This is a genomic window from Actinophytocola sp. (assembly GCF_035634895.1).
GTDB lineage: Bacteria > Actinomycetota > Actinomycetes > Mycobacteriales > Pseudonocardiaceae > Actinophytocola.
Window position 1 is genome coordinate 74032 of sequence record NZ_DASQCC010000153.1, and the last position, 25539, is coordinate 99570.

General features: G+C 71.7%; 25 protein-coding genes. 20 read left to right on the forward strand and 5 right to left on the reverse strand.

All coding sequences use genetic code 11. The annotated features are described in order from the left end of the window. Window positions 1–7 precede the first annotated feature (7 nt). Window positions 8–826, forward strand: a complete 819-nt coding sequence (locus tag VET29_RS23220) for a hypothetical protein (protein ID WP_324923937.1) — start codon at window positions 8–10, stop codon at window positions 824–826. Here the strand turns inward: VET29_RS23220 and VET29_RS23225 are convergent. Genes VET29_RS23225 through VET29_RS23235 form a run of 3 tightly spaced genes read right to left on the reverse strand, consistent with a single transcriptional unit; the run spans window position 816 to window position 3732 of the window. Then, entirely contained in the window at window positions 816–2240 is a 1425-nt protein-coding gene (locus VET29_RS23225) for a condensation domain-containing protein (protein ID WP_324923939.1), read from the reverse strand. The genes VET29_RS23220 and VET29_RS23225 overlap by 11 nt on opposite strands. A gap of 3 nt (window positions 2241–2243) precedes the next feature. After that, window positions 2244–3464 carry a beta-ketoacyl-[acyl-carrier-protein] synthase family protein gene (locus VET29_RS23230; RefSeq protein ID WP_324923941.1) on the reverse strand — a complete coding sequence of 407 codons (1221 nt, stop codon included), beginning with the start codon at window positions 3462–3464 and terminating at the stop codon, window positions 2244–2246. A gap of 7 nt (window positions 3465–3471) precedes the next feature. Continuing rightward, window positions 3472–3732: a phosphopantetheine-binding protein gene (locus VET29_RS23235; protein ID WP_324923943.1), complete on the reverse strand. Its 261-nt coding sequence runs from the start codon at window positions 3730–3732 to the stop codon at window positions 3472–3474. A 300-nt stretch (window positions 3733–4032) separates the two neighbouring features. Here VET29_RS23235 and VET29_RS23240 point away from each other — a divergent pair, with 300 nt between their 5' ends. The 14 genes from VET29_RS23240 to VET29_RS23305 are packed head-to-tail and all read left to right on the forward strand — an operon-like array spanning window position 4033 to window position 17680. Further along, on the forward strand, window positions 4033–5424 hold the full coding sequence (locus tag VET29_RS23240; RefSeq protein ID WP_324923945.1) for a fatty acid--CoA ligase family protein: 1392 nt from the start codon (window positions 4033–4035) through the stop codon (window positions 5422–5424). Further along, window positions 5421–5660: a hypothetical protein gene (locus VET29_RS23245; protein WP_324923948.1), complete on the forward strand. Its 240-nt coding sequence runs from the start codon at window positions 5421–5423 to the stop codon at window positions 5658–5660. Before VET29_RS23240 ends, VET29_RS23245 begins: the two co-directional genes overlap by 4 nt. Before the next feature lie 38 nt (window positions 5661–5698). Beyond that, on the forward strand, window positions 5699–6769 hold the full coding sequence (gene hppD / locus VET29_RS23250) for a 4-hydroxyphenylpyruvate dioxygenase (protein WP_324923950.1): 1071 nt from the start codon (window positions 5699–5701) through the stop codon (window positions 6767–6769). Next, window positions 6766–7713, forward strand: a complete 948-nt coding sequence (locus tag VET29_RS23255; protein ID WP_324923952.1) for a phytanoyl-CoA dioxygenase family protein — start codon at window positions 6766–6768, stop codon at window positions 7711–7713. The genes hppD and VET29_RS23255 overlap by 4 nt, the downstream gene beginning before the upstream one ends. Beyond that, complete coding sequence (locus VET29_RS23260; RefSeq protein WP_324923954.1) at window positions 7700–8488, forward strand: DUF3050 domain-containing protein; 789 nt, start codon at window positions 7700–7702, stop codon at window positions 8486–8488. Before VET29_RS23255 ends, VET29_RS23260 begins: the two co-directional genes overlap by 14 nt. Continuing rightward, the gene (locus VET29_RS23265) at window positions 8485–9465 is read left to right on the forward strand and encodes a thiamine pyrophosphate-dependent dehydrogenase E1 component subunit alpha (RefSeq protein ID WP_324923956.1); all 981 of its coding nucleotides are present in this window, start codon (window positions 8485–8487) and stop codon (window positions 9463–9465) included. Before VET29_RS23260 ends, VET29_RS23265 begins: the two co-directional genes overlap by 4 nt. Before the next feature lie 2 nt (window positions 9466–9467). After that, complete coding sequence (locus VET29_RS23270) at window positions 9468–10454, forward strand: alpha-ketoacid dehydrogenase subunit beta (RefSeq protein ID WP_324923958.1); 987 nt, start codon at window positions 9468–9470, stop codon at window positions 10452–10454. Beyond that, window positions 10444–10665: a hypothetical protein gene (locus VET29_RS23275; protein WP_324923960.1), complete on the forward strand. Its 222-nt coding sequence runs from the start codon at window positions 10444–10446 to the stop codon at window positions 10663–10665. Before VET29_RS23270 ends, VET29_RS23275 begins: the two co-directional genes overlap by 11 nt. Next, on the forward strand, window positions 10649–12133 hold the full coding sequence (locus VET29_RS23280) for an AMP-binding protein (protein ID WP_324923962.1): 1485 nt from the start codon (window positions 10649–10651) through the stop codon (window positions 12131–12133). Before VET29_RS23275 ends, VET29_RS23280 begins: the two co-directional genes overlap by 17 nt. Beyond that, window positions 12087–12890, forward strand: a complete 804-nt coding sequence (locus VET29_RS23285) for a thioesterase domain-containing protein (protein WP_324923964.1) — start codon at window positions 12087–12089, stop codon at window positions 12888–12890. The genes VET29_RS23280 and VET29_RS23285 overlap by 47 nt, the downstream gene beginning before the upstream one ends. Further along, a complete protein-coding gene (locus tag VET29_RS23290) occupies window positions 12884–13399 on the forward strand; it encodes a phosphopantetheine-binding protein (RefSeq protein WP_324923966.1) in 516 nt (171 codons plus the stop codon). The genes VET29_RS23285 and VET29_RS23290 overlap by 7 nt, the downstream gene beginning before the upstream one ends. Next, window positions 13396–14859 carry an AMP-binding protein gene (locus VET29_RS23295; protein WP_324923968.1) on the forward strand — a complete coding sequence of 488 codons (1464 nt, stop codon included), beginning with the start codon at window positions 13396–13398 and terminating at the stop codon, window positions 14857–14859. Before VET29_RS23290 ends, VET29_RS23295 begins: the two co-directional genes overlap by 4 nt. Window positions 14860–14878: 19 nt before the next feature. Further along, window positions 14879–15850 carry a thioesterase domain-containing protein gene (locus VET29_RS23300; RefSeq protein ID WP_324923970.1) on the forward strand — a complete coding sequence of 324 codons (972 nt, stop codon included), beginning with the start codon at window positions 14879–14881 and terminating at the stop codon, window positions 15848–15850. Window positions 15851–15856: 6 nt separating this feature from the next. Then, the gene (locus tag VET29_RS23305; protein ID WP_324923972.1) at window positions 15857–17680 is read left to right on the forward strand and encodes an AfsR/SARP family transcriptional regulator; all 1824 of its coding nucleotides are present in this window, start codon (window positions 15857–15859) and stop codon (window positions 17678–17680) included. 7 nt (window positions 17681–17687) lie between these two features. Here the strand turns inward: VET29_RS23305 and VET29_RS23310 are convergent, their stop codons facing one another. Continuing rightward, the gene (locus VET29_RS23310; RefSeq protein ID WP_324923974.1) at window positions 17688–17966 is read right to left on the reverse strand and encodes a phosphopantetheine-binding protein; all 279 of its coding nucleotides are present in this window, start codon (window positions 17964–17966) and stop codon (window positions 17688–17690) included. 128 nt (window positions 17967–18094) lie between these two features. Here VET29_RS23310 and VET29_RS23315 point away from each other — a divergent pair, with 128 nt between their 5' ends. The 5 genes from VET29_RS23315 to VET29_RS23335 all read left to right on the forward strand — a co-directional run bounded on the left by VET29_RS23315 (window position 18095) and on the right by VET29_RS23335 (window position 24809). Next, window positions 18095–19894 (forward strand): condensation domain-containing protein, encoded by a 1800-nt coding sequence (locus tag VET29_RS23315; protein ID WP_324923976.1) that lies wholly within the window; start codon window positions 18095–18097, stop codon window positions 19892–19894. Between the two features lie 118 nt (window positions 19895–20012). Further along, the gene (locus VET29_RS23320; RefSeq protein WP_324923980.1) at window positions 20013–22199 is read left to right on the forward strand and encodes an AfsR/SARP family transcriptional regulator; all 2187 of its coding nucleotides are present in this window, start codon (window positions 20013–20015) and stop codon (window positions 22197–22199) included. Window positions 22200–22246: 47 nt separating this feature from the next. Continuing rightward, the gene (locus tag VET29_RS23325; RefSeq protein ID WP_324923982.1) at window positions 22247–23227 is read left to right on the forward strand and encodes a helix-turn-helix transcriptional regulator; all 981 of its coding nucleotides are present in this window, start codon (window positions 22247–22249) and stop codon (window positions 23225–23227) included. Window positions 23228–23521: 294 nt separating this feature from the next. Further along, on the forward strand, window positions 23522–24046 hold the full coding sequence (locus VET29_RS23330) for a transposase (RefSeq protein WP_324923984.1): 525 nt from the start codon (window positions 23522–23524) through the stop codon (window positions 24044–24046). Continuing rightward, window positions 24036–24809, forward strand: coding sequence for a hypothetical protein (locus tag VET29_RS23335; RefSeq protein ID WP_324923986.1), 774 nt, complete (start codon window positions 24036–24038; stop codon window positions 24807–24809). The genes VET29_RS23330 and VET29_RS23335 overlap by 11 nt, the downstream gene beginning before the upstream one ends. A 156-nt stretch (window positions 24810–24965) precedes the next feature. Here the strand turns inward: VET29_RS23335 and VET29_RS23340 are convergent, their stop codons facing one another. Continuing rightward, window positions 24966–25472 carry a sigma-70 family RNA polymerase sigma factor gene (locus VET29_RS23340; RefSeq protein WP_324923988.1) on the reverse strand — a complete coding sequence of 169 codons (507 nt, stop codon included), beginning with the start codon at window positions 25470–25472 and terminating at the stop codon, window positions 24966–24968. Window positions 25473–25539 lie beyond the last annotated feature (67 nt).

Below are 25539 nucleotides of genomic sequence, written 5' to 3' on the forward strand. Positions count from 1 at the left end.
CGTGTTCGTGTCCCGGCCGGGCCCGGCGTCGAGGCGCGCGGGCCCGAACCTGATCCGCACGGACCGCGCGGCGTTCGCCGAACCGGCCGCCTTCCTCGCCGACGACGACCGCCGCGCCGGCATCGGCACCTACCTGGCGGACCTGACCCGGCCCTTCGGCATCGAGCCGCACGCCGAGCTGTCCGGGCAGTCCTACGGGGAGATGGCCACGGCGCTGCTGGCGCCCATCGTCGCCGAGGCGGAGCCCATCGACCTGCTGGTGCTGGCGTTCTCGGTCCACGACCTGTGGCCCGGCCGGGCCACCGCCGCCTACCTGAGCCGGGTGTGCCCCGGCACCCCGATGTCGTTCGCCCTCTGCGACCAGGGCCGCGCCGCGGCGTTCACCGGCCTGCGGGTCATCCGCGCCTACCGGCCCCGGCGGGCACTGCTGCTCGTCGTGGAGCAGGCGGGGATTCCCTACGACTCACCCGCGGTCCCGCCCGCAGAACACCGTGGTGTCGCGATGCTGTTCGGCGATGCCGACGGGTCGCCGGTCGCGGGCCCGCACCAGTACTCGGACGTGTCCCCGGCCGCGGTCGCGGACCGTGCCGCCGAGGGGATCGCCGAACTGTCGGCAGGACACGACGACGTGCGTGTCGTACTGGGTGACGGGCTCGCGACGGCGTGGCCCGCGCACCCGGGGCACACCGTGGTGCCGGCCGGACAACCGGCCACCGGGGCGTGGTGGCACATGGCCGAACAGCTCGCCGAGCCCGCGGACCTCGTGGTGGTGGCCGACTACGACCCCGACCTGCGTGACCTGTGCCTGACCGGGATCACGAACTGACTCGGGCCGGCGCAGCGGGATCGAGCGCGGCCGCGACCGCCACCTCCTCGACCCCGCGCAGCACCCGTTCCGCCTGCCCCTCGGTGAGGCACGTCAGGTCGAAGACCCCTTGCAGGAAGACGGTTCCCGGCCGGTCCTCGATCGCGATGAAGACCTGGTCGACGGCGGTGTCCAGCTCGCCTCCCCACACGAACGCGGTCTCCTCCGCCTTCGCGCGCAGCCCTTCCGCGGTCACCTCGGTGCCGAGGACCACCCCCGCTGCCGGCCGGGCGGCGCGCCGGTCGTTGATCCGGCAGGTGACCCGCGCGGGATGACCGCGGTCACGGTCGAGCCGGGCGTGGAGTTCCGCCAGCTGGTCCGGGTCGTAGTAGCCCTGCAGCCAGGCGGCCGTCGAGGCACCGCGCACCCGCGCCACCACGTCGTCGACGGTGCCGTCGAGTTCGACGGTGAGCACGGAGTCCTGGCAGAGCGTCGCGACGGTCCCGGCGAGTCCCGGCCGGAATCTGTTGCTCACCACAACTTTCGTGGTGAGCGGGTGCACGCCGGTCGCCCGCCCGATCGCCGTGGCGATGACGGCCAGCAACACTCGCGCGGTGTCCGTGCGGGTCCGTTCCGCGATGGCGAGCACCGCGAGGTGGGTGGCAGGCGAGTCGAGGTGCCCGTACCGGTACCGCCGCCCCGCCGGGCGGGTGGGCAGCGCCCCGAACGTCTGTGGCGGGATTGCGCGCAGCCTCGCCTCCCAGTGGCGCATGGCCCGCCCGCTGACCCGCTTCGCCTCCGGGGTCTGCTCCGCCCTGCCGAGTTCGAGCGGTCCCGGTGTGCGCGGGTCGGCGCGGCGCCGTGCCGCACCACCCGCCCGGAGGTCGGCGACGATCCGTGTGACCGCCGCGCCGTCCGCGACCAGGTGGCCGATCGTGAGCACCCGGTACCGCGTGACGTCCCGGTGGCGGACCACCGCCATCCGCACCGACCACTGCCGGTACGGGTCGAACGGGGTGACCAGCCACGCGTAGCACAGGTCGTGGACGAACTTGCCGACGTCGGCGGGGTGGCTGTCGTCGGCGAGGTTGACGACCTCGAGGTCGATCTCCCCCGAGCCGAACACCACCTGGCACGGGTTACCGGCCTCGTCGGTGCCCAACCGCAGGCGCAGCGCGGGATACCGGCTCATGACCGCGCCGACTCCCGCGGCGACGGCCTCGACCGTGGTGCCGCGCGGCACCTCGTGCGCGCCGCTGGAGTTGTGGGTCCAGCCCGTGTCCCGCACCTCCCGCAGGATCGCCTTCTGCCCCCAGGACAGCGGCGCCGTTCCCGCACCGGGTCCGGAGAACGGGACGGTGATCCGGTCCGACATGCTCTGGTCCGACATGCTCTGGTCCGGCACGGTCTGGTCCGGCATGGTCTGGTCGAACACGGATCACGCACCCAGGACGAGGCTGACGTTGTGGCCCCCGAAGCCGAACGAGTTCGACATGACCGTCCGCACTCCGGCCGGCTTCGCGGTGCGGACGTGGTTGAGGTCGCACGCCGGGTCCGGGTCGTCCAGGTTGTGCGTCGGCGGCAACATCCCTTTGCGCAGCACCGAAACGCTGATCGCGGCTTCGACAACGCCGGAGGCGCCCAGCAGGTGTCCGGTCACCCCCTTCGTCGAGCTGACCGGTGGCCCGCCATCGCCGAAGACGCTCTTGATCGCCACCGCCTCGGCGGCGTCGCCGGCCTTGGTGCTGGTGCCGTGGGCGTTGAGGTAGTCGATGTCCTTCGTGGACAGTCCGGCGTCTGACAACGCGAGCCGCATGCTCTGCGCCGCACCGGATCCGTCCGGGCGAGGGGTCGCGGTGTGGTAGGCGTCGTTCGTCACCGCCCAGCCGAGGACCTCGGCGTACCGCCGCGCGCCCCGCGCACGCGCGAACTCGGTGCGTTCCACCACGAAGACACCGGCGGCCTCGCCGAGCACCAGACCGTTGCGGCGCCGGTCGAACGGCCGGCTCGCGGCGGTCGGGTCCGGCCAGCCCCGCGCGAGCGCGCGGGCGTTGCCGAACGCGTCGGCGAACGTCGGGAACAGCGGCGCCTCGGAACTGCCGCACACCACCACGTCGGCCTCACCGGCCCGCAGGATTCGCACCGCCTCACCGATCGACTGCGCACCGGACGCACACGCGGTGCCGACCGACGAGACACAGCCCCTGATGCCGAACTCGATGGCGATCCGCGCCGCCGCCATGTTCGGCAGCACACCGGACAGCAGGTACGGGCTGACGCCGGACCGACCGCGGTCCGAACGCGAGACCGCCTGGTCGGCCAGCGTCGCGAGCCCACCGACACCGGAGACGACGGCCGCGATGCGGTGTTCGTCGACGTCCCGGCCGACCTCGATCCCGGCGTCGGCCACGGCTGCACCGGCGGCACGCACGGCCATCACGATCGAGCGGTCGACCGTGCGTGCCGCCGTCAGCGGCAGTACGCTCGCCGGGTCGATGTCCGGGCTGAACGCCGCGACGTCGACGACCCCGTGCAGCGGATGTTCAGCGGGTGGCCGGGAAAGGCCGGACCGGCCGGCACAGACGGCGGTGAACACCTCGTCCACCGCGGTCCCGACCGGACACACCAGCCCCATGCCGGTCACCGTGACACCGGTCATCGCGGTATCACGTTGTGGACGACGCCCGCGCGCGTGCCGCGACCGCGTCGCAGAACTCGCCGATCGTCATGGCGGCCAACGTGTCGGACTCGTCGTCGCTGAACCGGACTCCGAACCGGTCCTCGAACCGCAGTGTGAGCTCGGCGATCGCGAGCGACTCCAGGTCGACCCCGGCGGGGCCGAGAGTGGTGTCGTCGACGATGTCGTCGGTGCTGTACTGCATCTCCGTCAACGACTCGAACAGGAACTGGCGGATCTCATCAGTCATGGCCAATGTTTCCCTTCGACAGACAAGAGAGTCCGCTACCGGGAGCGGTGTCGTCAAGGATGAGCTTCCAGCTTCGCATTACTCTATTCACTGCCGCCGCCGACCGGCACGATGGACCGCCCCTTCCGGCTCCGGGCAGCCGATTCCCGTTCTGTGCCTTGACTTGACAGCACCATCGAAACTTTCGACCGGCCGAAAGCGACGCGGAATTACTCTAGCTGTCCCGCTCGCGGGCTAGTACCAAGGGAATCGCGTACTCGGAAAGGCGAGGGAGTGCCGGTGACACAAGAGCTTTCTGCGATGCCCACTGGGCTTGTCACTAGCCCGGACTGGGTCGACGAGGTCCTGCTCTCCGGAGCGGAAGACGAGGTCTGCCTGTGTTCGGACCGGCTCGTCGACCGGCGGACCCTGCGCAGGCTGGTGTCGGAGCGACAGTCGGCCCTCGCGGCCGCCGGTCTGCGCGCCGGCGGCTCGGTCGCGCTCCGGTTGCCACCGTCCATCGCGTATGTCGCGAACCTGCTGGCCGGCTGGCGCACCGGCGCCCAGGTGATCCTGCTCGACCACCGCATGACCCGGTTCGAGGTCGACGCGGCGCTGCATCGGCTCGCTCCCCAGGTCGTCGTCGCCGCACAGCACACCAGGGGTGGCACGTTGCGTGCGTTCGTCGACGTCGAGGAGATCGCGAAGCCGTGGCCCGGCCGTCCCGCCGCGACACCCCACGCCTTGGTACAGCTCAGTTCCGGCTCAACCGGTCCGTCCAAAGTGATCGGTCGTACCGCGACGGACCTGATCGCCGAGCTGGGCAGGTACTCCCGCATCGACGGGGTGCCGCTGCCTGGCGAACGGATTGTCGTGCTGGCCTCGATGGTGCACGTGCTCGGGCTCGTCGGCGCCCTCCTGTACGGGCTGCACGCCGGCGTGCGGATCCGGGTGCCGGACCGGGTCACCGGGGACAGCGTCCTCGACGCGGTGGCGGCCGAGCCGACCCCGGCGACCGTGCTGGGGGTGCCGTTCCACATCGGACTGCTCGCGTCCGTGACGAACCCACCCGCCCTGCCGCAGTTGAAGCGGTTGACCACCGGTGGCGAGCTGGTGCCCGCGGCGACCGCCGCCGCCTTCACCGACAGGTACCGAGTGCCGCTCGGCAACATGTGGGGGATGACCGAGGTCGGCGTGATCGCCACCGACCTGTTCGGCGAGCACCGGCCAGCGCTCACGCCCGCGCCCGGCCTCGACGTCGTCGAACACGGTGGCGAACTGCTGATCAGCAGGCCCGAGTCCCCGTACGTCGGCCTGTCCGACCCGACCAGGTGGACCGGCGGCTGGCTGCACACCAGGGACGCGGGCACGGTCGACCGGGAAAGCGGGCTCGTCACCGTCCTGGGACGCCTGGACTCGCAGATCTCGATCGGCGGGCTGAAGGTCGACCTGACCGAGGTCGAGGCGACCGTGCGCGCGCTGCCGGCGGTGACCGAGGTCGTCGTGGTGCATGACGACGTCATCACGGCATACGTCCAGCTCGCTCGAAACGCCACCGCGGCGGCGGTCGAGGCCGAGTTGGCCGAGCGGCTCGCCGCCCACAAACGGCCGAGGCGACTGCACGTGCTCGCCGACCTGCCCCGCACCACGACGGGGAAACTGGTGCGCAGCGGCACGGTCCTGCGCCAGGCAGCGCGGGAGGTGACCGCATGAGCTGGGACGGCACGACACGCCGCGACGAGATCGTGGCGATACTCGCGAGCTTCGGCTCCCGGTCGGTGGACGCGGTGCCCGAGACCATCGACTCCATGGAGCTGGCCTGGCTGCTGCACCAGGTCGAGCAGCGCTACGGCCTGTGCTTCGACCTCGACGACAGCCGGCTCGCCGGCATCACGACCGTTTCCGAAGCCGTCGACGTGTTGGGGAGCCGGTTGGGCGGGCTCCGGTGACGGCCGAGGGCACCACGTCAGGCAGGAGAAGGTAGCCGATGAACATCTCCGGTATCGACCACATCGAGTTGTACGTTGGGGACGCACGCCAGACAGCGCTCTACCTCAGCACGGCGTTCGGCTTCACCATCTGCGGGCAGGGCGGCCCCGAGACCGGGCTGCCCGGCCAGCGCTCACTGTTGCTGCGCCAGGGCGACATCCAGTTGGTGCTCACCTCCGGGCTGGTCGTCGACCACCCGGCGACCGAGTACGTCCGGCGGCACGGCGACGGCGTGGCCTGCATCGGGATCGGTGTCGACGACGCCACCGCCGCCTACCGCACGCTGGTCGAGCGCGGCGCGGAACCGGTCTCCCCGCCCAGGGAGTACGGTCAGGACGACCGGCGGGCGATCATCGCCGAGGTCGCCGGGTTCTCCGACGTGACGCACCGGCTGGTCGAACGGCACGGCCCGCCGAGGGAGTTCCTGCCCGGCGCGATCGAGGTGACCGAGTCGCAGTCGCACGGCGACGGCAAGCTGCTGCGCACCATCGACCACATCGCGATCTGCGTGCCGGCCGGCGGACTCGCCCCGACCGCGCAGCGCTACGCGGACGTCTTCGGCTTCACCCAGGTGTTCACCGAGTACATCGAAGTCGGCGGGCAGGGCATGGACTCCGTCGTGGTGCAGAGCCCGTCCCAGGAGGTCACGTTCACGCTGATCGAGCCGGACCCCGACCGCCAGCCAGGGCAGATCGACGACTTCCTGTCCTGGCACGCGGGCGCCGGTGTGCAGCACATCGCGTTCGGCACCGACGACATCGTGGCCGCGGTGGGCAGGCTGACCGACCACGGGGTGCGGTTCCTCGGCACGCCGGACACCTACTACGACGGGCTGGAGGCGCGGGTCGGGCACCTGGACGCGCCGCTCGCCCAACTGCGCGAGCTCGGCGTGCTGGTGGACCGGGACCACTGGGGTCAGCTGCTGCAGATCTTCACCGAGTCGATGCACGTCCGCAGGACGCTGTTCCTGGAGATCGTCGAGCGGCGGGGCGCGCTCACCTTCGGCAGTGGCAACATCAAGATGTTGTACGCCGCGAAGCAGCGCGAGCTGTCCGGGGTCCTCTCGTGACCGCGACGCGCGAGTTCGTGCTGACCGAGCAGGAACAGGCGCTGCTGCCGACCGACGAGGACGTCGCGTTCTTCGCCGCGCACGGGTGGTACCTGTCCGAGAAGCTGTTCTCGGACCACGAGGTCGACGAGCTGCTCGCGGCGAGCGAGCGGTACTACGCGGGGGAACGCGACCGCAGGCTGCCCGTGCGGCCGCCCCGGCTTGCCTACTGGACCCCGGAGCACGGCGACGTGCAGCGGCACAACGACTACGTCCACTACGAGAGCGACGCGATCGCGGCGGTGCTGCTCAAGCCGTTGATCGGCGCGGTGGCCGCGCGGCTGGCGCGGGTCGGGCTGATCCGGGTGTTCCAGTCGACCCTGATCTACAAGCCACCGATCGTGAGCGAGCCGTCGAACGTCGTGCCCTGGCACTTCGACAAGCACTACTGGGCCTCGTCCTCCTCGGAGGACATGCTGACCGCGTTCATCCCGTTCCACGACTGCGACGAGGACATGGGCACGATCGTCATGGTCGACGGGAGCAACACCTGGGAGGAGGTCGGTTTCGAGGACAGCGCCAACGAGCACTTCGCGAGACGCGACCGGAACCGGCTGGAGGCGGTGCTCGAACGCAACGCCGAGCACAACGGCGCGGAGCTGAGGCGGGTTCCGATGCGGATCCCCAAGGGGCACATGAGCTTCCACCACTGCCGGACCTACCACGGCAGCGGCCCCAACCGGAGCACGAACCCACGCAGGGCGATCTCGTTGCACCTGCAGGACGGCGACAACGCCTACCGCGAGTTCCCACTCTCCAACGGGGAGCTCGCGACGTACAACCACGACGCACTGGTCCGCAGCAACCGGGACGGCACACCGGACTACGCCGACCCCGAGTTCTGCCCGGCCCTCTGGCACACACCGACCACCGACGAGCGAGGAGCCGCCCATGTCCAGATATGACTGGGGAAGGACCCACCCCGGGATCGGCAGGCTCGAGCAGGAGATCGGCCCGGCGCGGGACCACGTCGTCAGCCACCCGCTGTACGCGAGCCTCGACGACCACGACGCGATCACCACGTTCATGGAGCACCACGCGTTCGCCGTGCTGGACTTCATGTCATTGCTGAAGTCCCTGCAGCGCAACCTGACCTGTGTCGCGGTGCCCTGGGTGCCCACCGGGCCGCCCGGCAGCCGCCGCCTGATCAACGACATAGTGATGGTCGAGGAGAGCGACGAGCTCGGCGACGGGTTCACCAGCCACTTCGAACTGTACGTCGACGGGATGCGCGAGGCGGGGGCGAGCACCGCCGCCGTCGACAAGCTGGTCGTCCTGCTGCGTGACGGGGTCGAGGTGCGCGCGGCGCTGGACCAGGCCGGCGTACCGAAGCCGGCAGCCGAGTTCGCCCGCACCACCTGGGACATCATCGAGACCGCTCCGGTGCACTGCCAGGCCGCGGCCTTCGCGTTCGGCAGGGAGGACCTGATCCCGGACATGTTCGCCAAGGTGGTCGAGGTCAACAAGCGGAGCAGGAGGCTCGGCACCTTCGTGGACTACCTCGAACGGCACATCGAGGTCGACGGCGAGCAGCACACCCCGATGGCCATGCAGATGCTGGCCGACCTCTGCGGCGAGGACGACGAGAAGTGGGCGCAGTGCGCGGACACGGTGAACACGGCGCTGACGGCGAGGACCAGGTTGTGGGACGGCATCCTCGAGGCGATCAGAATCGCATGAACACGCCCTGCGACCTCTACCGGGCCGTCCGGCTGATCCGGCGGTTCGAGGAGCGGGCGGTCGAACTGGTCCACAGTGGAGTAATCGTCGGCGGGATCCACCCCTACACCGGGCAGGAGGCCGTCGCCGCGGGCGTGTGCACGGCGTTGCGTGCCGGTGACATCATCACCAGCACCCACCGGGGGCACGGGCACGTGCTGGCCCGCAACGCCGACCCGGCCAGGATGCTGGCCGAGCTCGCCGGCCGGTCCACCGGGCTGAACAAGGGCCGTGGTGGCTCGATGCACGCCGCGGACTTCTCCCTCGGGATCTTCGGAGCCAACGCCATCGTCGGCGCCAACGGGGCGATCACCGTCGGCGCGGTGTGGGCGGCCAGGCGCCAGGCCGAGCAGAACGGCGGCGGCGACCCGGTGGGGGTGAGCTTCTTCGGTGACGGCGCGGTCAACCAGGGCGTGCTGCTCGAGGCGATGAACCTCGCCGCGCTGTGGCGGGTGCCCGTGCTGTTCGTGTGCGAGAACAACGGCTACGCGACCTCGCTGACGGTGAAGGACGCGGTCGCCGGCACGATCACCGGGCGGGCCGAGGCGTTCGGCATGCCGGCCGTGGCAGTGGACGGGACGGACCCGCAGATCGTGTTCGACGCGACCCGCGCCGCACTGGCGCGGGCCCGTGCCTGCTGCGGGCCGAGCCTGATCGAGTGCACGACCTACCGGTTCGACGCCCACCACACCTGGGAGCACGGCTCCCGGGTCCGCTACCGGGACGAGGCGGAGGTGGCGCTGGCCAGGTCCCGGGACCCGGTGGAGATCCAGGGCTCCCGACTGTCCGAAGTAGACAGGTCGGCGGTCGACATCGAGATCGAGGCGCTGCTCGACAGCGCGGTCGAGTTCGCCGTCGGCAGCCCCCGGCCGGATCCGTCCGGCGCGCTGGACCACCTGTACGCGACCGGCATGCGCGGCCGCTCGGGGAGTGGTTGACGATGCCGTGGTTGTCCTACCGCAAGGCGCTCAACCGGGCGCTCGCCGACGAGCTCGCCCGCGATCCGGACGTGTTCGTGCTGGGCGAGGACGTCCGGGTGGCGGTCTCGACCGTGACCGCGGGGCTCGCCGGCCGGTTCGGGTCGCGCAGGGTGCTCGACACCCCGCTGTCCGAGCAGGCGTTCACCAGCTTCGCCACCGGCGCGGCACTCGCCGGGCTACGACCGGTGATCGAGTACCAGATCCCGTCGCTGCTGTTCCTCGTGTTCGAGCAGATATCCAACCAGGCGCACAAGTTCTCGCTGATGACCGGCGGGCAGGCACGGGTGCCGGTGACCTATCTGGTGCCCGGCTCCGGGTCGCGGTCCGGCTGGGCGGGCCAGCACTCCGACCACCCGTACAGCCTGTTCGCCCACGTCGGGGTGAAGACCGCGGTGCCCGCCTCCCCCACCGACGCCTACGGGCTGCTGTGCACGGCCATCCGCGACGACGACCCGGTCGTGGTGTTCGCGCCGGCCGGCGCGCTCACGGTGCGCGAGGACGTGGACTTCGCCGACCTGACCTGCGTCCCGCTCGGCACCGGCCGGGTGCGCAGGGAGGGCGACGACGTGACGGTCGTCGCGATCGGCCACCTGGTGTGGGACGCGCTCGCCGTCGCGGAGGAGTTGGCGGGCGACGCGTCCGTCGAGGTGTTCGACCCGCGCACGCTGTACCCGTTCGACTGGGACGGGCTGGCCGTCTCGGTGGCGAAGACCGGGCGCCTCGTGGTGATCGACGACTCCAACCGGTCCTGCGGGATCGGCGGGGAGATCCTGGCCACCGCGGCGGAGTGGCTCGGGCTGACCACCGCGCCGGCCCGCGTGACGAGACCGGACGGCGCGGTGCTGCCCTACGCGGCGGAGCTCGACCGGGCCGTCCAACCGAGCCGCGCACAACTGGTGAACGCGATCCACCGGGTGCTGAAGGACGGAGGCGTACGTGCCGTCTGATCCCCAGGTCACAGCCTTGCTGGAGCGGCCGGACCACCAGCGGTCGGGCGCCTGGTACTGGAGCCGGTACCTCGTGACGCCGCAGGACGGCCTCGACCCGCCGGTCTCCCCGCCGCGGGACGAGGGCGCGCGGCCCCGCGCGGCCCGCGTCCAGGGCTGCGCTCACCTCGGTGACCACTTCGGACTGTCAGGCGGTGGTGGCGGTGCTTGACCTGGTGACCCACGACCGCGCGGCGCCGTCGGCACCCGCGGTGTCCGTCGCGGGCCGGGAGACGTTGACCTACGGCGAGCTGGCCGGCCTCGTCGGCGGGGTGGAGCGGCTGCTCCGGCACGACAGCAAGGCGCTGGTGGTGTGCGCGGGAGACCGCGACCTGGCCACGCTGCTGACCTACCTCGCCGCGCTGCGGCTCGGCCACGCCGTGGCGTTCCTGCCGTCGTCGCGGGAGGTCCTCGCGGCCTACCGGCCCGAGTTCGTGGTGCCGGCCCCCGGCACGGAGGACGACCTGCCGGCACTGGGCTACCGGCCCGCCGAGACCGCCGGGGTGCGGGTCTTCCGCCGTCACCGGACCTCGACGGCGGACATCCACCCGGACACCGGTCTGCTCATCGCCACCTCGGGGTCCACGGGCAGTCCCAAGGCGGTGCGGCTGTCCTACTCCGGCGTGGCCGCCAACAGCGCCGCGGTCGTCCGGGCACTGGGCATCACGTCGGCGGACTGCGCGCCGACCACGCTGCCGATCACGCATGCCTACGGGTTGTCCGTGCTGAACAGTCACCTCCTCGCCGGCGCCACCATCATGCTCAGCGGCCGGTCGCCGCTGTCGCTCGCCATGTGGGACGAGCTGACCAGAGCGGGCGCCACCTCGTTCGCCGCGGTCCCGACCACGTACGCGGCGTACGGCCCGGCACACGAGAAGCTGCTGGCCCGCACCCGCATCCGCACCATGACGCAGTCCGGTGCGCGCCTGCCCGACGAGACCGCACTGCGGTTGTGGCAGACGATGGCGCGGCGGGACGGCCGGTTCTTCGTCATGTACGGCCAGACCGAGGCCACCTCCCGCATCGCCTGCCTCGCCTCGGAAGACCTGCCCGCGCACCTCGGATCGGTCGGGGTGGCGGTGCCGGGCGGCACGATCACGATCGAGCCGGGACCCGCCCGGCACGGGGGAAAGCCAGGTGAGGGCGCGGTGCACTACCGCGGCCCCGGCGTCATGCTCGGCTACGCCACCGGTCGCGCCGACCTGTCCAGAGGCGACGAGGTGACCGTCCTCGACACGGGGGACCTCGGTTACCTGGTGGACGGCTACCTGTACCTGACGGGCCGCACCAAGCGCATCGTCAAGGTGCTCGGCGTCCGGGTGAGCCTCGACGACCTGGAGCACCAGGTGGCCCGGCCGGGTCACCCCACCGCGATCGTCAGCGACGAGGACGACTTCCTACGCCTGGTCGGCGCCGGCGATCCGGCGGTGCACCGGGAGCAGTGTGGGCAGCTGGCCGCCTTACTGGGGGTACCGGGCAGGCACGTGGTGTTCCAGCCCGTCGAACGCCTGCCCCAGACACCCGGCGGGAAGATCGACTACCAGGCGCTGGCGGCCGGGGAACGAGAGCACGGGAGGTCAGGCAGTGACATCGGTGGCGGAACTGACGGACTGGCAACTGCTCTGCGATCGGGGGCCTGAGCTGGTCCTGTGCCTCGACTTCGCGGGCGGGCGCGCGGCGGCCGGCTTCGCCGAGCTGGCCGCGGCGGCGCCGGCCGACTCCTGCTTCCTCCACCTCAGACCGCCGGCCCCCCGCGGGGAACCCGACCTCCTCGACCCGCGCCTCGAGGAATGGGTCCGCCAGGTGCTGGCGACCGGCCGCCCGGTGCGCGCGGTGCTGGGCTTCTGCGGCGGGGCGTGCCTGGCGACCCGGGTCGCGGACGCGGTCGCCTCGGCCGGGCATCCGCCGCCGCGGACAGTGCTCTTCGACGCGGTCGTGCCGGCCGGCGCCACCGCGCTGTCCGACCAGTTCACCGCCGCGATCACCGCCTCCGCCGAGCATCTGACCGAGGCGGAGCTGGACGACGCGCACCGGTACGCGGAACGCCTGCTCGACCGGTACCCGAAAGACCTGCCCGGCATCGCCGCCGCGCTGGCCGGCCGGTACGAGACGCTGATGACGGCGATGGCGGGCAGGCTCGCGCTGCACGACGTCTTCCGCCGGGAGCTGACCGCCGGCTTCGCCAGTTACCTCACCTACCTGCGGCTGGCGAGCCAGGGCGGGCTCGACACGCACACCGGAACTCCCCTGTTCGTGTCCTCCGTGGACCACGAGCCGGAGCAGGCCGCGGCACCCGAGTGGACGGTGTCGCTGGACGTGGACCGCGCGGACCTGCTGCGTGACGCCGAAACGACCAAGCTCGTCGCCGACGTGCTGAGAGGAGAGTTCTCGTGGTGACACCCGCCGAGATTTCCCAGGTGCTGCTGGCACATCCCGGTGTACGCCGAGCAGAGGCAGCCACCCTGCACCACGGCGGCAAGGAGGTCACCGTCGCCGCCGTCGAGCTGATCGACTACCTCGGCGGGCCGGTGCTGCGCGACCACGTGCGGCAGGAACTTGGCGAGGACAACGGGTTGGCCGGCGTGCTGACCGTGGAGAGCATCCCGATGGCCGGCGGCTCGGTCGACGTCGAGCAGCTCGCGGCCGCCGTCGACGACGGCCGGTGCACGCTGTTCGCGGACCCCCGGGACGATGTCGAGCGCAGTCTGGTGAAGATCTGGGCCGAGCAGATGCAGCTCGACGAGCGGTCCGTCGGCGCCAACGACGACTTCCTCGAGCTCGGGGGCGACTCGCTGTCCGCGCTCGGCGTCATCGCCGCCATCGAGACCGAGTTCGACCGGGCGCTGGACGTGTTCGAGTTCATGAGTGCGGCCAGCGTCCGGCGTGTCGCCGACCTCCTGCGATGACGTCGGCGACCCAGTCCTTCGCGGAGCGGATCGCCGCCATCGCGGCCGACGAGCCCGCTGGCACCGCCGTGATCGGGTTCGACGGCGACCTGGCCGAACAGACCCTGTCCTGGGGAGAACTCGGCGAGCTCGTCGCGGCGACGGCGCGTGTCCTGCGGACGCTGCCCGGTTCGTCCTGCGTGGTCGTCGAGGCGGGCAACACCGCGGCGGCGGCCACCGGCATCCTCGCGGCACTCGCCGCCGAGGTCCCGGTCTTCCCGCTGAACCCGGGAACGCCACCGGCCGAGCGGACCACTCTGCTGCGCCAGCTCGGCATGCGGTTCGCGCACATCCACCTGCTCGACACCCACGGCAGGCCGCACCCGGCGGGGCCGCGGCCGGGGTCCCCGCCCCCACCGGACGACCGGACCCCGGCCTACCTGCTGGCCACCGGCGGGAGCACCGGCATCCCCAAGATCGCCGTGCGCCCGGGTCCACTGCGCTACGACGCGGCACGGACCCCGTCCCTGCCGATCCGGCGGACGGGTTGGGTGTCGGGGCAGCGGCAGCTGATCGTCGGGCCGCTGTACCACGCCGCGCCGTTCACCACCCTGGTGGACTCGGTGCTGGACAGGAACACCGTCGTGCTGCCGCCGCTGTTCTCTCCACAATGGACGGTCGAGCTGGTCGAGCGGTACGCCGTCGAGTGGATGCAGCTGACCCCGACGCACATGCGGGAGATCCTGCTGCTCGCCCGCCCGGAGCCGGCGAGCTTCGACAGCCTGCGCGCGGTGCTGCACACGGCCGCGCGCTGCGACCCGGACACCAAGCGCGGCTGGCTCGACCTGGTCGGTCCACACCGGTTGTACGAACTGTACGGCGCCACCGAGGGCATCGGCATGACCCTGGTGCGGGGCGACGAATGGCTCGCCCGGCCGGGCACGGTCGGCCGCGGCTTCCTCACCCAGATCCGCATCCTGGACGGTGCCGGCCGGCCGGTCGCCCCCGGCTCGGCCGGCACCGTGTTCATGCGGACCGGCCGGCCGCACGGCCGGTCGGGTTATGTCGGCGACCAGGTGGTGCGGACGACGCCGGACGGGTTCGCCACGGTCGGCGACCGGGGCAGGCTGGACGAGGACGGCTATCTGTTCCTGGAGAACCGCACCGGCGACCTCATCAACGTCGGCGGCGAGAAGGTCGACCCGAACGAGGTGGAGGCGGCGCTGCTGGACCACCCCGACGTGCTCGACGTGGTGGCGCTCGGGGTGCCGCACGAGGCACTCGGCTCGGTCATCGGCGTGCGCGTGGTGCTGCGACCGTCCGCGACCGTCCGCCGGGTGGAACTGGCCGCGCACTGCGGCAGGCGGCTGGCCGGCTACAAGATCCCCAAGCGGTTCACCTTCGTCGACGGCATCCCCCGGTCCGCGTCCGGGAAGATCCAACGTTGGCGACTTGGCACCACGACAGCGAACCAGGAATGACAGAGACCGGAGCCACAGCATGAACCTGGCCGTCGAACCGTCGACCGACACCGACCACGCCCGCCCTCGGGACCCCGCGGAGATCTGGGTGGCCCGGCACTGGCAGGACGTCCTCGGGTTCGGCGTCGGCATCAGGGAGAACTTCTTCGGCGTCGGCGGTAACTCGCTCGACGCCGCGCGGGTCATCAACTCCGTCCTCGACGAGTTCGACCGCCAGCTCCCGCTCAACGCGGTGATGGAGAACCCGACCGTCGAACGGCTGGCGACGCTCGTGCGCGAGGAGAACGGGCGGGCGCTGTCCCTCCCCCTCGTGGAGATCCAGAGCGGCGACGGCTCCCGGCCACCGCTGTTCCTGGTCCACCCGGCGAGCGGGCAGGTCGGCGCCTACTGCGACCTGGCGCGCGCCCTCGGTGACGAGTTCCCCGTGTTCGGGCTGCAGCCGGTCGGCCTCTACACCGACGCGGCGCCGAGCACGACGATCGCGGCGATGGCACGCCGCTACCTCGACGAGATCAGGGCCGTCGACCCGGTCGGCCCCTACTTCCTCGGTGGCTGCTCCACCGGCGCGGCGGTCGCGGTCGAGCTGGCCGGCCTGCTCACCGGCGCGGGCGCCGAGGTGCGGTTGCTCGCGGCGATCGACCACGACCTCGTCGACCCGGCCGCCGGCCTCGTCGACTCCGCACTCCGCCAACTCGCGCAGGGGCGGGAGCCGGCCGAGGTGCTCGCCGAGTGGCAGGAGCACGACCTCGTCCCGCACGACGAGGCCCCGGCCTTCGTCACCCGCTCGCTGCGGGTCTGGCAGGCCAACCAGGACGCGGTCCGCGACTGGCGGCCCGCGCATCACGCCGGCCGGCTCGACGTGTTCGGCGGCCGGGACCGGTCGGCCGGCTGGCCGCCGGGGATGACCGAGCAGGCGCACGAGTGCCCGGCCGGTCCGGACGGGACCCACGTCCAGTCGGTCGCCGACGAGCTCCGCACGCTGATCGGCTGACCCACCATGCTCTACCGGATCCTCGGCCCGTTGGAGGTGGCCCGCGACGCGGAGCCGCTGCCACTGGCGCCCCGCCAGCGGGTCGTGCTGTCGATGTTGCTGTTGCAGCCCAACCGGGTCGTCACCGTCGACCGGCTGGTGCTCGCGGTGTGGGGCGCGGCGCCGCCACCGACGGCCAAGGAGCAGATCCGCATCTGCGTCTCGTCGATCCGGCGGCGGCTGAGCGCGGACGGCCTGCCCAACACGATCGTCACCCGGCCGCCCGGCTACTTCATCCAGTGCACGGCGGAGAACCTGGACCTCCTCGCCTTCGAGTCCCTCGTGTCGAGCAGCCGGGCGGAGGCCGCGCGGCACCGGCTCGCGGAGGCGGTCACCGCGTTCCGGAGCGCACTCGCGCTATGGCGGGGAAAGCCACTGTCCGGGATGAACAGTCAGCTCATCAGGTCCATCAGCACGACGCTCGACGAGCGGCGGCTGGCCGTGGTCGAGGAGTACGTCGCAACGCAGCTGCGGATCGGCCGGCCGCCGGAACCGGCCTACGAGCACGAGCTGATCAGCGAGCTGACCGAACTGGTCGCCGCCAACCCGTTCCGCGAACGGCTGCGCGTCCAGCTCATGATCGCGCTGCACCAGGCGGGGCGGCGGGCAGAGGCGCTGGAGGCCTACCGGACAGGCAGGCGGCTGTTCGTGGCGAGGCTGGGGCTCGAGCCGGGTGAGGAACTGGTCCGGGTCGAGCAGGCGATCCTCCGGGGCGACCCCGAGATCGCACTCGCCCCGGCGGCGCCCGTCACGGCCGGCTCGCCAGCACCGGCCGTGCCGCGCCTGCTCCCGCCGGACACCGGCGACTTCGTCGGCAGGGCCGGGCTCGTCGAGCGGCTGCGCGAGGTGCTGACCGGGCCACGCGTCGAGGCCCACACGGTCCGCCTCGCGGCGGTCCACGGCAGACCGTGGCTCGGCAAGACCAGCTTCGTCGTCCACGTCGCACACCAGGTCGCCGCCGAGTTCCCGGACGGTCAGCTGTTCGTGGACCTCGGCGGCAGCAGTGGCAGGCCGCTGGACCCGGGTGTGGCGCTCTGTCGGTTCCTCGGCGCGCTCGGGGTCGCGGACACCGCCGTCCCGGAGGGCACCGACGAACGGGTCGAGCTGTACCGCAACCTCCTCGGCGACCGCCGGGTGCTCGTCGTGCTCGACGACGCGGCGGAGGAGCGGCAGGTCCTCCCCCTGCTGCCGGGGAACCCGCGCTGCGCCGTCGTCGTCACCAGCCGGGTCCGCCCGGTCGACCTGCCTGGTGCGACGCTGGTCCCACTCGGCTCGTTGAGCCTGCCGAACTCCCTCGCACTGCTGACGAAAACCCTCGGCCAGAACCGGGTTCGCGGCCAGTCGGCGGACCTCACGAGGCTGGCCGAGCTGTGCGGCGGCGAGCCGCTGGTACTCCGCCTCGCGGCGGCACGCCTCGCCGCCCGGCCGCACTGGTCGGTGGCGCGACTGGTCGGGCGGATGTCGGAGGACGGCCGAGGGCTGACGGAACTGTCGCACGGCGGGCTGGACCTGACCGGCAAGGTCCGGCAGGTGTACGAACGGCTCGGCGGGCAGGCGCAACGACTGCTGCGCAGGGCGAGCCTGCTGAGCACGGCCGGTTTCGGGGGCTGGGCATGCGCGCCGATGCTCGCCGTCGCGGAGGACGACGCCGACGACGCGCTGGCTGAGCTCGTCGACGCCGGCCTGCTCGACGTCGAGCGGGACCCGGACGGGCAGGCGCGGTTCCACCTCCGCGGGGTGCTGAGGACGTTCGCGCGTGAACGGCTCGCCGAGGAGGACACCCTTGTGTAGCCCACCGCTACCGCGCGGCGAGCCGGGTGACCGCCGCGACGAACTCGCCGAAGACGGGGTTGTCGAACAACATCCGCATGGTCAGCCGGCCGTGGACACTCGGCTGCAGCCGGGACATCACCCGCGCGCCGGCCAGCGAGTGGCCGCCGAGCTCGAAGAAGTTGTCCTCTTCGGACGGTCCGGGGCACCCGAGCACGTCCCGCCACGCCTCGGCCACCATTTCCGCAACGGCCGCACCGTTTTCCTCGACCACCTCGACTTCCGGCATGACCCCATACAAGTTCATCGGGATATCCGTTCCTTATCCATCCACGATCCATTTCCCGACACGGGAAGAATGCGCGCTTGACGTTTTCGCGAATGGCGTGCTGATGTTTTCCGAGTGCGACGCGGCACCGACAGGTGAGGTAATCGATGGACACGATCACTCCCACCCGGCCCACTGGCCGGCGGCGGGTGCAGCTGACCCCGCTGCCCTCCGTCCCGGTCGCCTTCACCGGCCACCGAAGCGCGGTGGGGCCACTGACCCTGGGCCAGCTCAACATCATGCACTGGTTCATCGGATCACCCGACCACCCGCTCCACACAATGTGGACAGAACTCGAGATGCCGGCCGGCCTGGCGATCGCCGACGTGGTCGAGACGGTCGGCGTGCTGCTCGCCAGGCACGAGTCGCTCCGCACCCACTTCCTGGTGGACGGCGGCCACCCCCGGCAGAGCGTCGCCGGCGACGGCGTGCTCATGCTGGAGGTCTGCCACCTCGGCGGGCACGGGTGGGGCCAGAGGGACCAGCACGTCGTCGCCGAGGCGCTCGGGCGGTGGATGTACGGCCGGGACCAGGCGGGGCTCGGCCTGACCCGGCCCGCGCTCCGGGTCGCGGTGGCCATCGCGCCCGGCGAGGACGGGCGGACCGACCAGATCATCGCCTGCGTCGCGGGGATCTCGCACCTGGCGGTGGACGACCAGGGGGTGAGGATCGTCCGGCGCGAGTTCGCCGAACTGGCGCGGGACAGGTCGGCACGGCGGGTCGGTGAGCGGTACCACCAGCCGCTGGACCAGGTCGCGGTGGAAGCCGTGCCCGCCGCGCGGCGCCAGGCCGAGCGGGCGCTCTGCCACTGGCAGGACCAACTGGAGCGCATGCCCCACCTCGTGTACGTGCCGGAACGGGGCACGATCACCGGGGAGTCGCTGGCGGTGGAGCTGTGGTCCACCGCGGCCGCGATGGCCGTGCGCAGGGTGGCGGCACGCACCAGGGGCAGCCGCTCCAGCATCGTCCTCGCCGCGCTCTGCGCCGTGCTCGCACAGCGCACCGGGTTGAGGGAACTGGTGTTCCCGGTCATCTCCAGCAACCGCTTCGAACGCCACCTCGCGCGCTACGTCGGCACCCTCGCCCAGTCCGCCGCCGTGACCGTCGAGGTCGGCGCGGGCGGCTTCGACGCGCTGGCGCGGCACGCGTGGGCGTCGGTCATCGAGGGGTCGCGGCACGGCAGGTACGACGTCGTCAAGCGGGCCGAAATCGCCGACCGGATCGCCTACGAACGCGGGCTGTGCTTCAACTACGACCCGGTGTTCAACAACATCGCGGTCGAGTCGCGGTCGGCGCCCGAGACCGGCGTTCTGCCCGATCCCGACCAGATCAGCGCCGCGGTCAGGCGGACCGAGCTGCGCTGGCGGCCCTTGCCCGGCCCGGCGACGCTGGTGCGGTTCGACCTCCACCAGGTCGACGACGTGGTCCGGTTGGACGGATGGAGCGCCGACAACGGGCTGGTGCCGCGCGCCGAGCTGGAATCTTTGCTGCTGGCCGTCGAGCGCCTCCTCGTGGCGGCGGCGCGCGCCGATCTCGACACCGACGGGATCCGGGCGGCCGTCGGGTTGGAGCCGATTCCCCGAGGGCCGGACTGGCTCCTGGTCGACCGCTGTTGGGTCGACCTCGTCGCGGTGCAGCGTCTTCTCGACGAGGCGCTCGCACCGGGGGCGGCGCGGATCTTCCCCTCGGTCGACGGCGAGCCCCTCGTCGCCTACCTCACCGCCGGCGAGTCCGCGGACACTCCGGAGCGGGCCCACGCCCGCTGCATGGCCGCCCTCCCCCGCCACCCCACCGCCATCACCCCGCGCCGGTACGTGGTGTGCCGTGCGGCACCGGCCCAACCACAAGATCCTTTTGCCTGGCAGGAGGTCCTCGGTTCCGGCACCGGCCGGGCCCTGACCTCGTAGTTCTGCGGCACGCGCAGCGGGATCCGCGAAAAGTCTTGCGTGCCAACGCATCGAAGCCAAAGATGAAAAAGGCTCACTGTTCGCTCATCGAGTTGGTCGACAGCCGGAGGCAGCACGGATGCGTTTTCGCATGCTCGGCCCGCTACAGATCCACGACGGGGCGCAGTGGATCTCGGTCCGTGCCGCCCAGCAGCGGCTGGTGCTGGCCGTGCTGTTGATCGAGGCAGGCACGGTGGTCAGCACGGACCAGCTGGTCAACGAGATCTGGGGAGAACAACCACCGGGCACCGCCGCGGCGACCGTGCGCGGATATGTGTACGCACTGCGCAGGACCTTCGGCGGCGGCACACACGGCCCGCTGCTGACGCGGGGAAACGGCTACGAGCTCGCGGTCGCCGACGAGGACGTGGACGCCAGGGCGTTCGAGCGCCTGGTGGACACCGGCATCCGCGCCATCGCGCGCGGCGACCGGACCGGGGCGCTCACCCGGCTTTCCGAGGCGTTGACGCTGTGCCACGGCGCCGTGCTCGCCGACGTGCCGGCCAGCGAGACGGTCGCCGCGGAGGTCAACCGGCTCGAGCAACGACGGCTGACCGCGGTCGAGGAGCGGCTCGGCGCCCTGCTGGACCTCGGCCGGCACGCCGAGGTGGTCGACGAGCTGGCACAGGTGGTCGCGGAACACCCGTTACGGGAACGATTACAGGAACAGCTCGTGCTGGCGCTGCACCGGTGCGGCAGACGCGCGGAGGCACTGGCGGCCTACCGCAGCGCGCACCGGATGATCACCGGGGAGCTCGGCGTCGAACCCGGGATCGAGCTGCGCAGGCTTCACCAGGCCGTGCTCGCCGACGAACCGCACCTGGTGGCCCCGCTCCGGCGCGGCGGCCACCACCGGGTCACCCCGGCCCAGCTGCCTGCCGAGGTGACCGCGTTCACCGGCCGCGAACTGGCCCTCCGGCAGCTGGACATCCTGCTGCCCAACGAGAACGACGCCCACGGCGCGGCCGGGTCCGCCGCCCCGGTGCTCGCCACGATCGTCGGCACCGCCGGGGTCGGCAAGACAGCTCTCGCGCTGCGGTGGGCCCACCAGGTCCGGCACCGCTTTCCGGACGGCCAGTTGTACGTGAACCTCCACGGCCACTCGGCGGGCCCGGCGGTGCGCCCGATCGACGCACTCAACCGGTTGCTGCCCGCTCTGGGGGTGCCCGCCGAACAGGTGCCGCAGGAGGTGGACGCCGCGGCCTGCCTGTACCGCAGCCTGCTCGCCGACAAGCGGGTCCTCGTGCTGCTGGACGATGTGGCGCACTCGGACCAGGCCCGCCCGCTGTTGCCGGGCAGCCGGGGCTGCCGGGCCCTGCTCACCAGCCGCGACAGGCTCGGCGGGCTGGTCGCCAGGGACGGCGCCGTGCCGCTGACGCTCGACACTTTCGAACCGGCCGAGTCCCTGACGCTGCTGACTCGGCTGCTCGGGGCGAACCGGGTCGGCGCGGAGCCGGCCGCGGCGGCGGAGCTCACCGACCTGTGCGGCCACCTCCCGCTGGCGCTGCGGATCGCGGCGGCGAACCTGACCGCCCGGCCGACCCGCGCGATCACCGACGACACGACCCGCATGGCGGACGGCGACCGGCTGGCCGCGCTGCAGGTGGACGGCGACCCCGGGGTGGCGGTGCGTGCCGCGTTCGACCAGTCCTACGCGACGCTGCCCGCGGACGCGGCGCTGCTGTTCCGGTTGCTGGGTCTCGTGCCGGGCAGGGAGATCACCGCGCAGGCCGCGGCGGCGCTCGCCGGGTTCCCGCCCGCGCGGGCGGCGCTGCTGCTCGCCCGCCTCGCAGGTGCGCACCTCGTCGTCGAACACACCCCCGAGCGCTACACGCTGCACGACCTGTTGCGCCTCTACGCGGCCGACCTGGCGGCCGGGGACCACACCCTCGACCGGGCCGCCGCGCTGAACCGGCTCTACGACCACTACATACGTGGCGTGCGGGCGGCCACCAAACGGTTCCACCCGCACAAGCTCCCGGAAGTGCTGGCGTGGGTGGACGCGGAGCTGCTGAACCTGATGGCCGCGATCGGCCACACCGCGGCGCATGGACCACGTTCGGTGGCCACCGAGCTCGCGAACGTGTTGCGCGGCTACCTGTTCACGCGCATGCCGGCGGCGACCCCGGTGCCACACAGCGAAACCGGACACCGCATCGGACCGGTCAGGACCCACGTCAGCGTGGAGCAGGTCGTGCGCAGGGCCGGCTGCGTGCAGGGAGCCCGCGCACCGTACAGCGCGGTCGGCGTGGACCCGTCGCCGTAAGCCGGGGAACTTATCGCCAACTTACAGGGCGGTTCTACCGTGAGGCCGTGGATGCGGTGGATGCGGTGGTGCGCCCGGAGTGGTCGGGCGTCGAGGTGTTGGTCCGCCAACGGCGGTCCATCGAGTCGACCCCGGTCGAGTTCCCCGGCACGGCGGTCGTCCCCACGATGGCCGACAAGAACGTCGCGGCGGCCGCCGACCCGTCGATGCTGCGTGGCCTGGTCGCCATCGAACGCGGCGACGTGACCACGGCGGTGTCCGCCCTGTGCGCCGCCGCACGCATGCTCGAGGAGCACGACCCGTACCGGATGTTGGTGCCCTGCCTGGCCGAGCTGGCCGCGGCCCAGGCCGTGTCCGGTGACCGTGCGGCGGCCCACCGCACGCTCCAGCGGGTGACGGCGGCGCAGGCGGACCGGCCGCTCACCCCGCTGATCGGGTTGAGCCAGGCGTGGACGACGGCCGCCGGTGGGGACACCACCCTCGCGGTCCGGCAGGCGGGTTCCGCCGCCGACGCCGCCATGGCGGCCGGACAGTTCGCGGTCGAGGCACGGGCCCGCTACGACGTCGCCCGCCTCGGTGATCCCCATTCGGCACACCGCAGGCTCGACGCGCTGACCGACGTGGTGCGGGGACCGCTCACGACCGCGATGGCCGGTGCGGCGGCCGCCCTCGCCAACCGCGACTCGACCGGCCTGGACTGGGCCACGACGGCGTTCACCACACTGGGTTTCGGCCTGCTCGCCGCGGAGACCGCGACCGCGTCGGCCGCCATCCGGCACCAGCCGGCCCCCACCGCGTGTCCGAACGCGGTCACCCCGCTGCTGCGTCTCACGCCGGCGCTGGCCGGTCTCACCAGGCGGGAGCGGGACGTGACGTTGCTCGTGGCGGACGGGATGACCAGCCTGGCCATCGGGCACCGCCTCGGGTTGTCCGCCCGCACCGTCGACAACTACCTCGGCCGGATCTACCAGAAGCTCGGCGTGACCAACCGCCGCGACGTGGTCCCGCTGGTGCGGCGCGGGCGATGAGCTTTTCGAGACATGACAATCCGATCCTGCGCTCAGCTTGTCGTTTAACCCCCGGGCTGTGCGGGGTGGCCCCGGTTGATCATGGAAGCAGCCCTTGGTTGATCATGCTTCTTGCGACAGAAAGAAGATCAACACCAAGGGCTGCGGTGATCAGTGTGCACGATGGCGGGCGTGAGCGCGCGCTCGGGGAGCTGACACAGTTCCGGCAGGAGTTCTACCGGTGTCTGCCGTTGCGGGCGGATGCGTTGTTCGAGCTGACGGATGCGGTGCTGTGCAGCGAGGGGGACCACGCTGGTGGGGCTGTCGTTGACGGCCGAGCATCGGCGGGGACACGGCGCGCTGTACGACGGTCTGGCCGGTGGGCGGGTCGAGATCGGGCGGCTGCGGCGTGCGCTGGCTGGGTTGCCGCTGCCCCGAGACCGGGAGGGACGGATCATGCTGGGCGTGGATGTCAGCAACTGGCTGCGGCCGGACGCTGCCGCTTCGGCTGAACGGTTGTTCTGCCATACCTATGCGCGCGGCAAGGGGCAGGCGCAGATGATCCCGGGCTGGCCGTACTCGTTCGTGGCCGCGTTGGAGCCGGGCCGCACGTCGTGGACGGCGACCCTGGACGCGCAACGCCTCGGGCCTGCCGACGATGTCACCGAGGTGACCGCCGTCCAGGTACGCGAGGTGGTCGAGCGGATGATGGCTGCGGGACAGTGGAAGCCCGATGACCCAGACATTCTGGTGGTGTTCGACGCCGGCTACGACATCACACGACTGGCGTTTCTGCTCACTGACCTACCTGTCGAACTGTTGGGCCGGGGTGCGTTCTGATCGGATCTTCCTCTTCCCCGTCCCACCCCGCACGCCTGGCGCCAACGGGCGTCCACCCAAGCACGGCAAGGAGTTCAAGCTGAGCGATCCCACGACTCAGCCCGAACCTGAGGCGGCCACGATCACCAACACCACCCGTTACGGCACCGCCCGGGCATCCGCGTGGAACCGGCTGCATCCTCGCTTGACCCGCCGCGCCGCCTGGCAGCACCACGACGATCCGCTGCCGATCATCGACGGCAGCCTCATCCGCCTCACGGTGGATCGGTTGCCCGGCGAGCGTGATCCGAAACCGGTGTGGCTGTGGCACTCCAACCCCGATGTGACACCGTCTGATGTGGACCGATTGTGGCGCGCGTTCCTGCGCCGATTCGATCTGGAGCACACATTCCGGTTCCTCAAACAGACCCTCGGGTGGACCCGCCCCCGCGTCCGCACCCCCGAACAAGCAGATCGGTGGACCTGGCTCGTCATCACCGCCCACACCCAACTCCGGCTCGCCCGCCACCTCACCAGCGATCTCCGCCGCCCCTGGGAGAAACCCGTCACCGAACCACACCGGCTGACCCCGGCCCGCGTCCGCCGCGGGTTTCGCAACCTCCACCGCAAGACCACCTCCCCGGCCAGCGCACCGAAACCCTCCCACCCCGGGCCAGGACGCCCACCCGGCTCCCGCAACCAACACCGCGCCACCCGCCACAACGTCGGCAAAACGATCACAAAAGGCGCGACCACCAGCAAGAACAACGAAGCTACGGGTTAAACGACAAGCTCAGGGCGGGCAGTTCACCCGGAATCACGTGGTTGGTTTCCGTCGCGGAGGCGCCACCGGCGACTCGTCTTTGTGGAGGGCGACCTCAAGCGTCCCCGTACACGCCCTACGAGGTAGCTCAGCCTGCGCCACCAAGACCGGTACGTGTCAGGCGGCTTCGAGGGCGCGAGGGGTCACGGTGGTGCGCAGTGTGTGCAGGGCGTTGTGCAGCCGGCTCCGCACCGTGCCCGGCGGCACGCCGAGGGCCAGCGCCGCCGACGCGGTCGTGCGGTCGGCGTAGTAGACCGCGACGACGGTGTCGCGGTGGATCGGGGTCAGGGCGCCGAGGATGTCGCGCACCACGACCCTGGTCGCCACCTCGTCGTCTCCCGGGGGCTGTGTGGTCGTGTGCTGGAGGTCCTGCTCGGGCAGTTCGACCTCGGTCGATCGGGCACGGCGGCGGTGCTGGTCCACCGCGATGTTGTGGGCGACCCGCATCAGCCAGCCGCGTACCGAACCGTGGTCCTCGGTGAGTCGGTCGAGGTTGCGCCACGCACGGATCCAGGTCTCCTGCACCACGTCCTCGGCGGTGTGCCGGTCCCCGTTGACGAGCCTGGTGGCGTAGTTGAGCAATGCCGCACCGTGCGTACGCACTACGTCTTCGATGGTGACCATGTCGATCCCGCCCTTTCGCTTCGCTTGGTGGAAGCCTCGCCGATTCGGGCGGCGAAATCGCTGGGTA

What these genes read in the sequence shown, in the direction of transcription:
- VET29_RS23310 (WP_324923974.1), bottom strand. Translation starts at nt 17,966, where the DNA reads ATGAACTTGTATGGGGTCATGCCGGAAGTCGAGGTGGTCGAGGAAAAC.
- VET29_RS23240 (WP_324923945.1), top strand. Translation starts at nt 4,033, where the DNA reads ATGCCCACTGGGCTTGTCACTAGCCCGGACTGGGTCGACGAGGTCCTG.
- VET29_RS23245 (WP_324923948.1), top strand. Translation starts at nt 5,421, where the DNA reads ATGAGCTGGGACGGCACGACACGCCGCGACGAGATCGTGGCGATACTC.
- VET29_RS23230 (WP_324923941.1), bottom strand. Translation starts at nt 3,464, where the DNA reads ATGACCGGTGTCACGGTGACCGGCATGGGGCTGGTGTGTCCGGTCGGG.
- VET29_RS23270 (WP_324923958.1), top strand. Translation starts at nt 9,468, where the DNA reads ATGCCGTGGTTGTCCTACCGCAAGGCGCTCAACCGGGCGCTCGCCGAC.
- VET29_RS23320 (WP_324923980.1), top strand. Translation starts at nt 20,013, where the DNA reads ATGCGTTTTCGCATGCTCGGCCCGCTACAGATCCACGACGGGGCGCAG.
- VET29_RS23265 (WP_324923956.1), top strand. Translation starts at nt 8,485, where the DNA reads ATGAACACGCCCTGCGACCTCTACCGGGCCGTCCGGCTGATCCGGCGG.
- hppD (WP_324923950.1), top strand. Translation starts at nt 5,699, where the DNA reads ATGAACATCTCCGGTATCGACCACATCGAGTTGTACGTTGGGGACGCA.
- VET29_RS23260 (WP_324923954.1), top strand. Translation starts at nt 7,700, where the DNA reads ATGTCCAGATATGACTGGGGAAGGACCCACCCCGGGATCGGCAGGCTC.
- VET29_RS23315 (WP_324923976.1), top strand. Translation starts at nt 18,095, where the DNA reads ATGGACACGATCACTCCCACCCGGCCCACTGGCCGGCGGCGGGTGCAG.
- VET29_RS23295 (WP_324923968.1), top strand. Translation starts at nt 13,396, where the DNA reads ATGACGTCGGCGACCCAGTCCTTCGCGGAGCGGATCGCCGCCATCGCG.
- VET29_RS23340 (WP_324923988.1), bottom strand. Translation starts at nt 25,472, where the DNA reads ATGGTCACCATCGAAGACGTAGTGCGTACGCACGGTGCGGCATTGCTC.
- VET29_RS23300 (WP_324923970.1), top strand. Translation starts at nt 14,879, where the DNA reads ATGAACCTGGCCGTCGAACCGTCGACCGACACCGACCACGCCCGCCCT.
- VET29_RS23235 (WP_324923943.1), bottom strand. Translation starts at nt 3,732, where the DNA reads ATGACTGATGAGATCCGCCAGTTCCTGTTCGAGTCGTTGACGGAGATG.
- VET29_RS23305 (WP_324923972.1), top strand. Translation starts at nt 15,857, where the DNA reads ATGCTCTACCGGATCCTCGGCCCGTTGGAGGTGGCCCGCGACGCGGAG.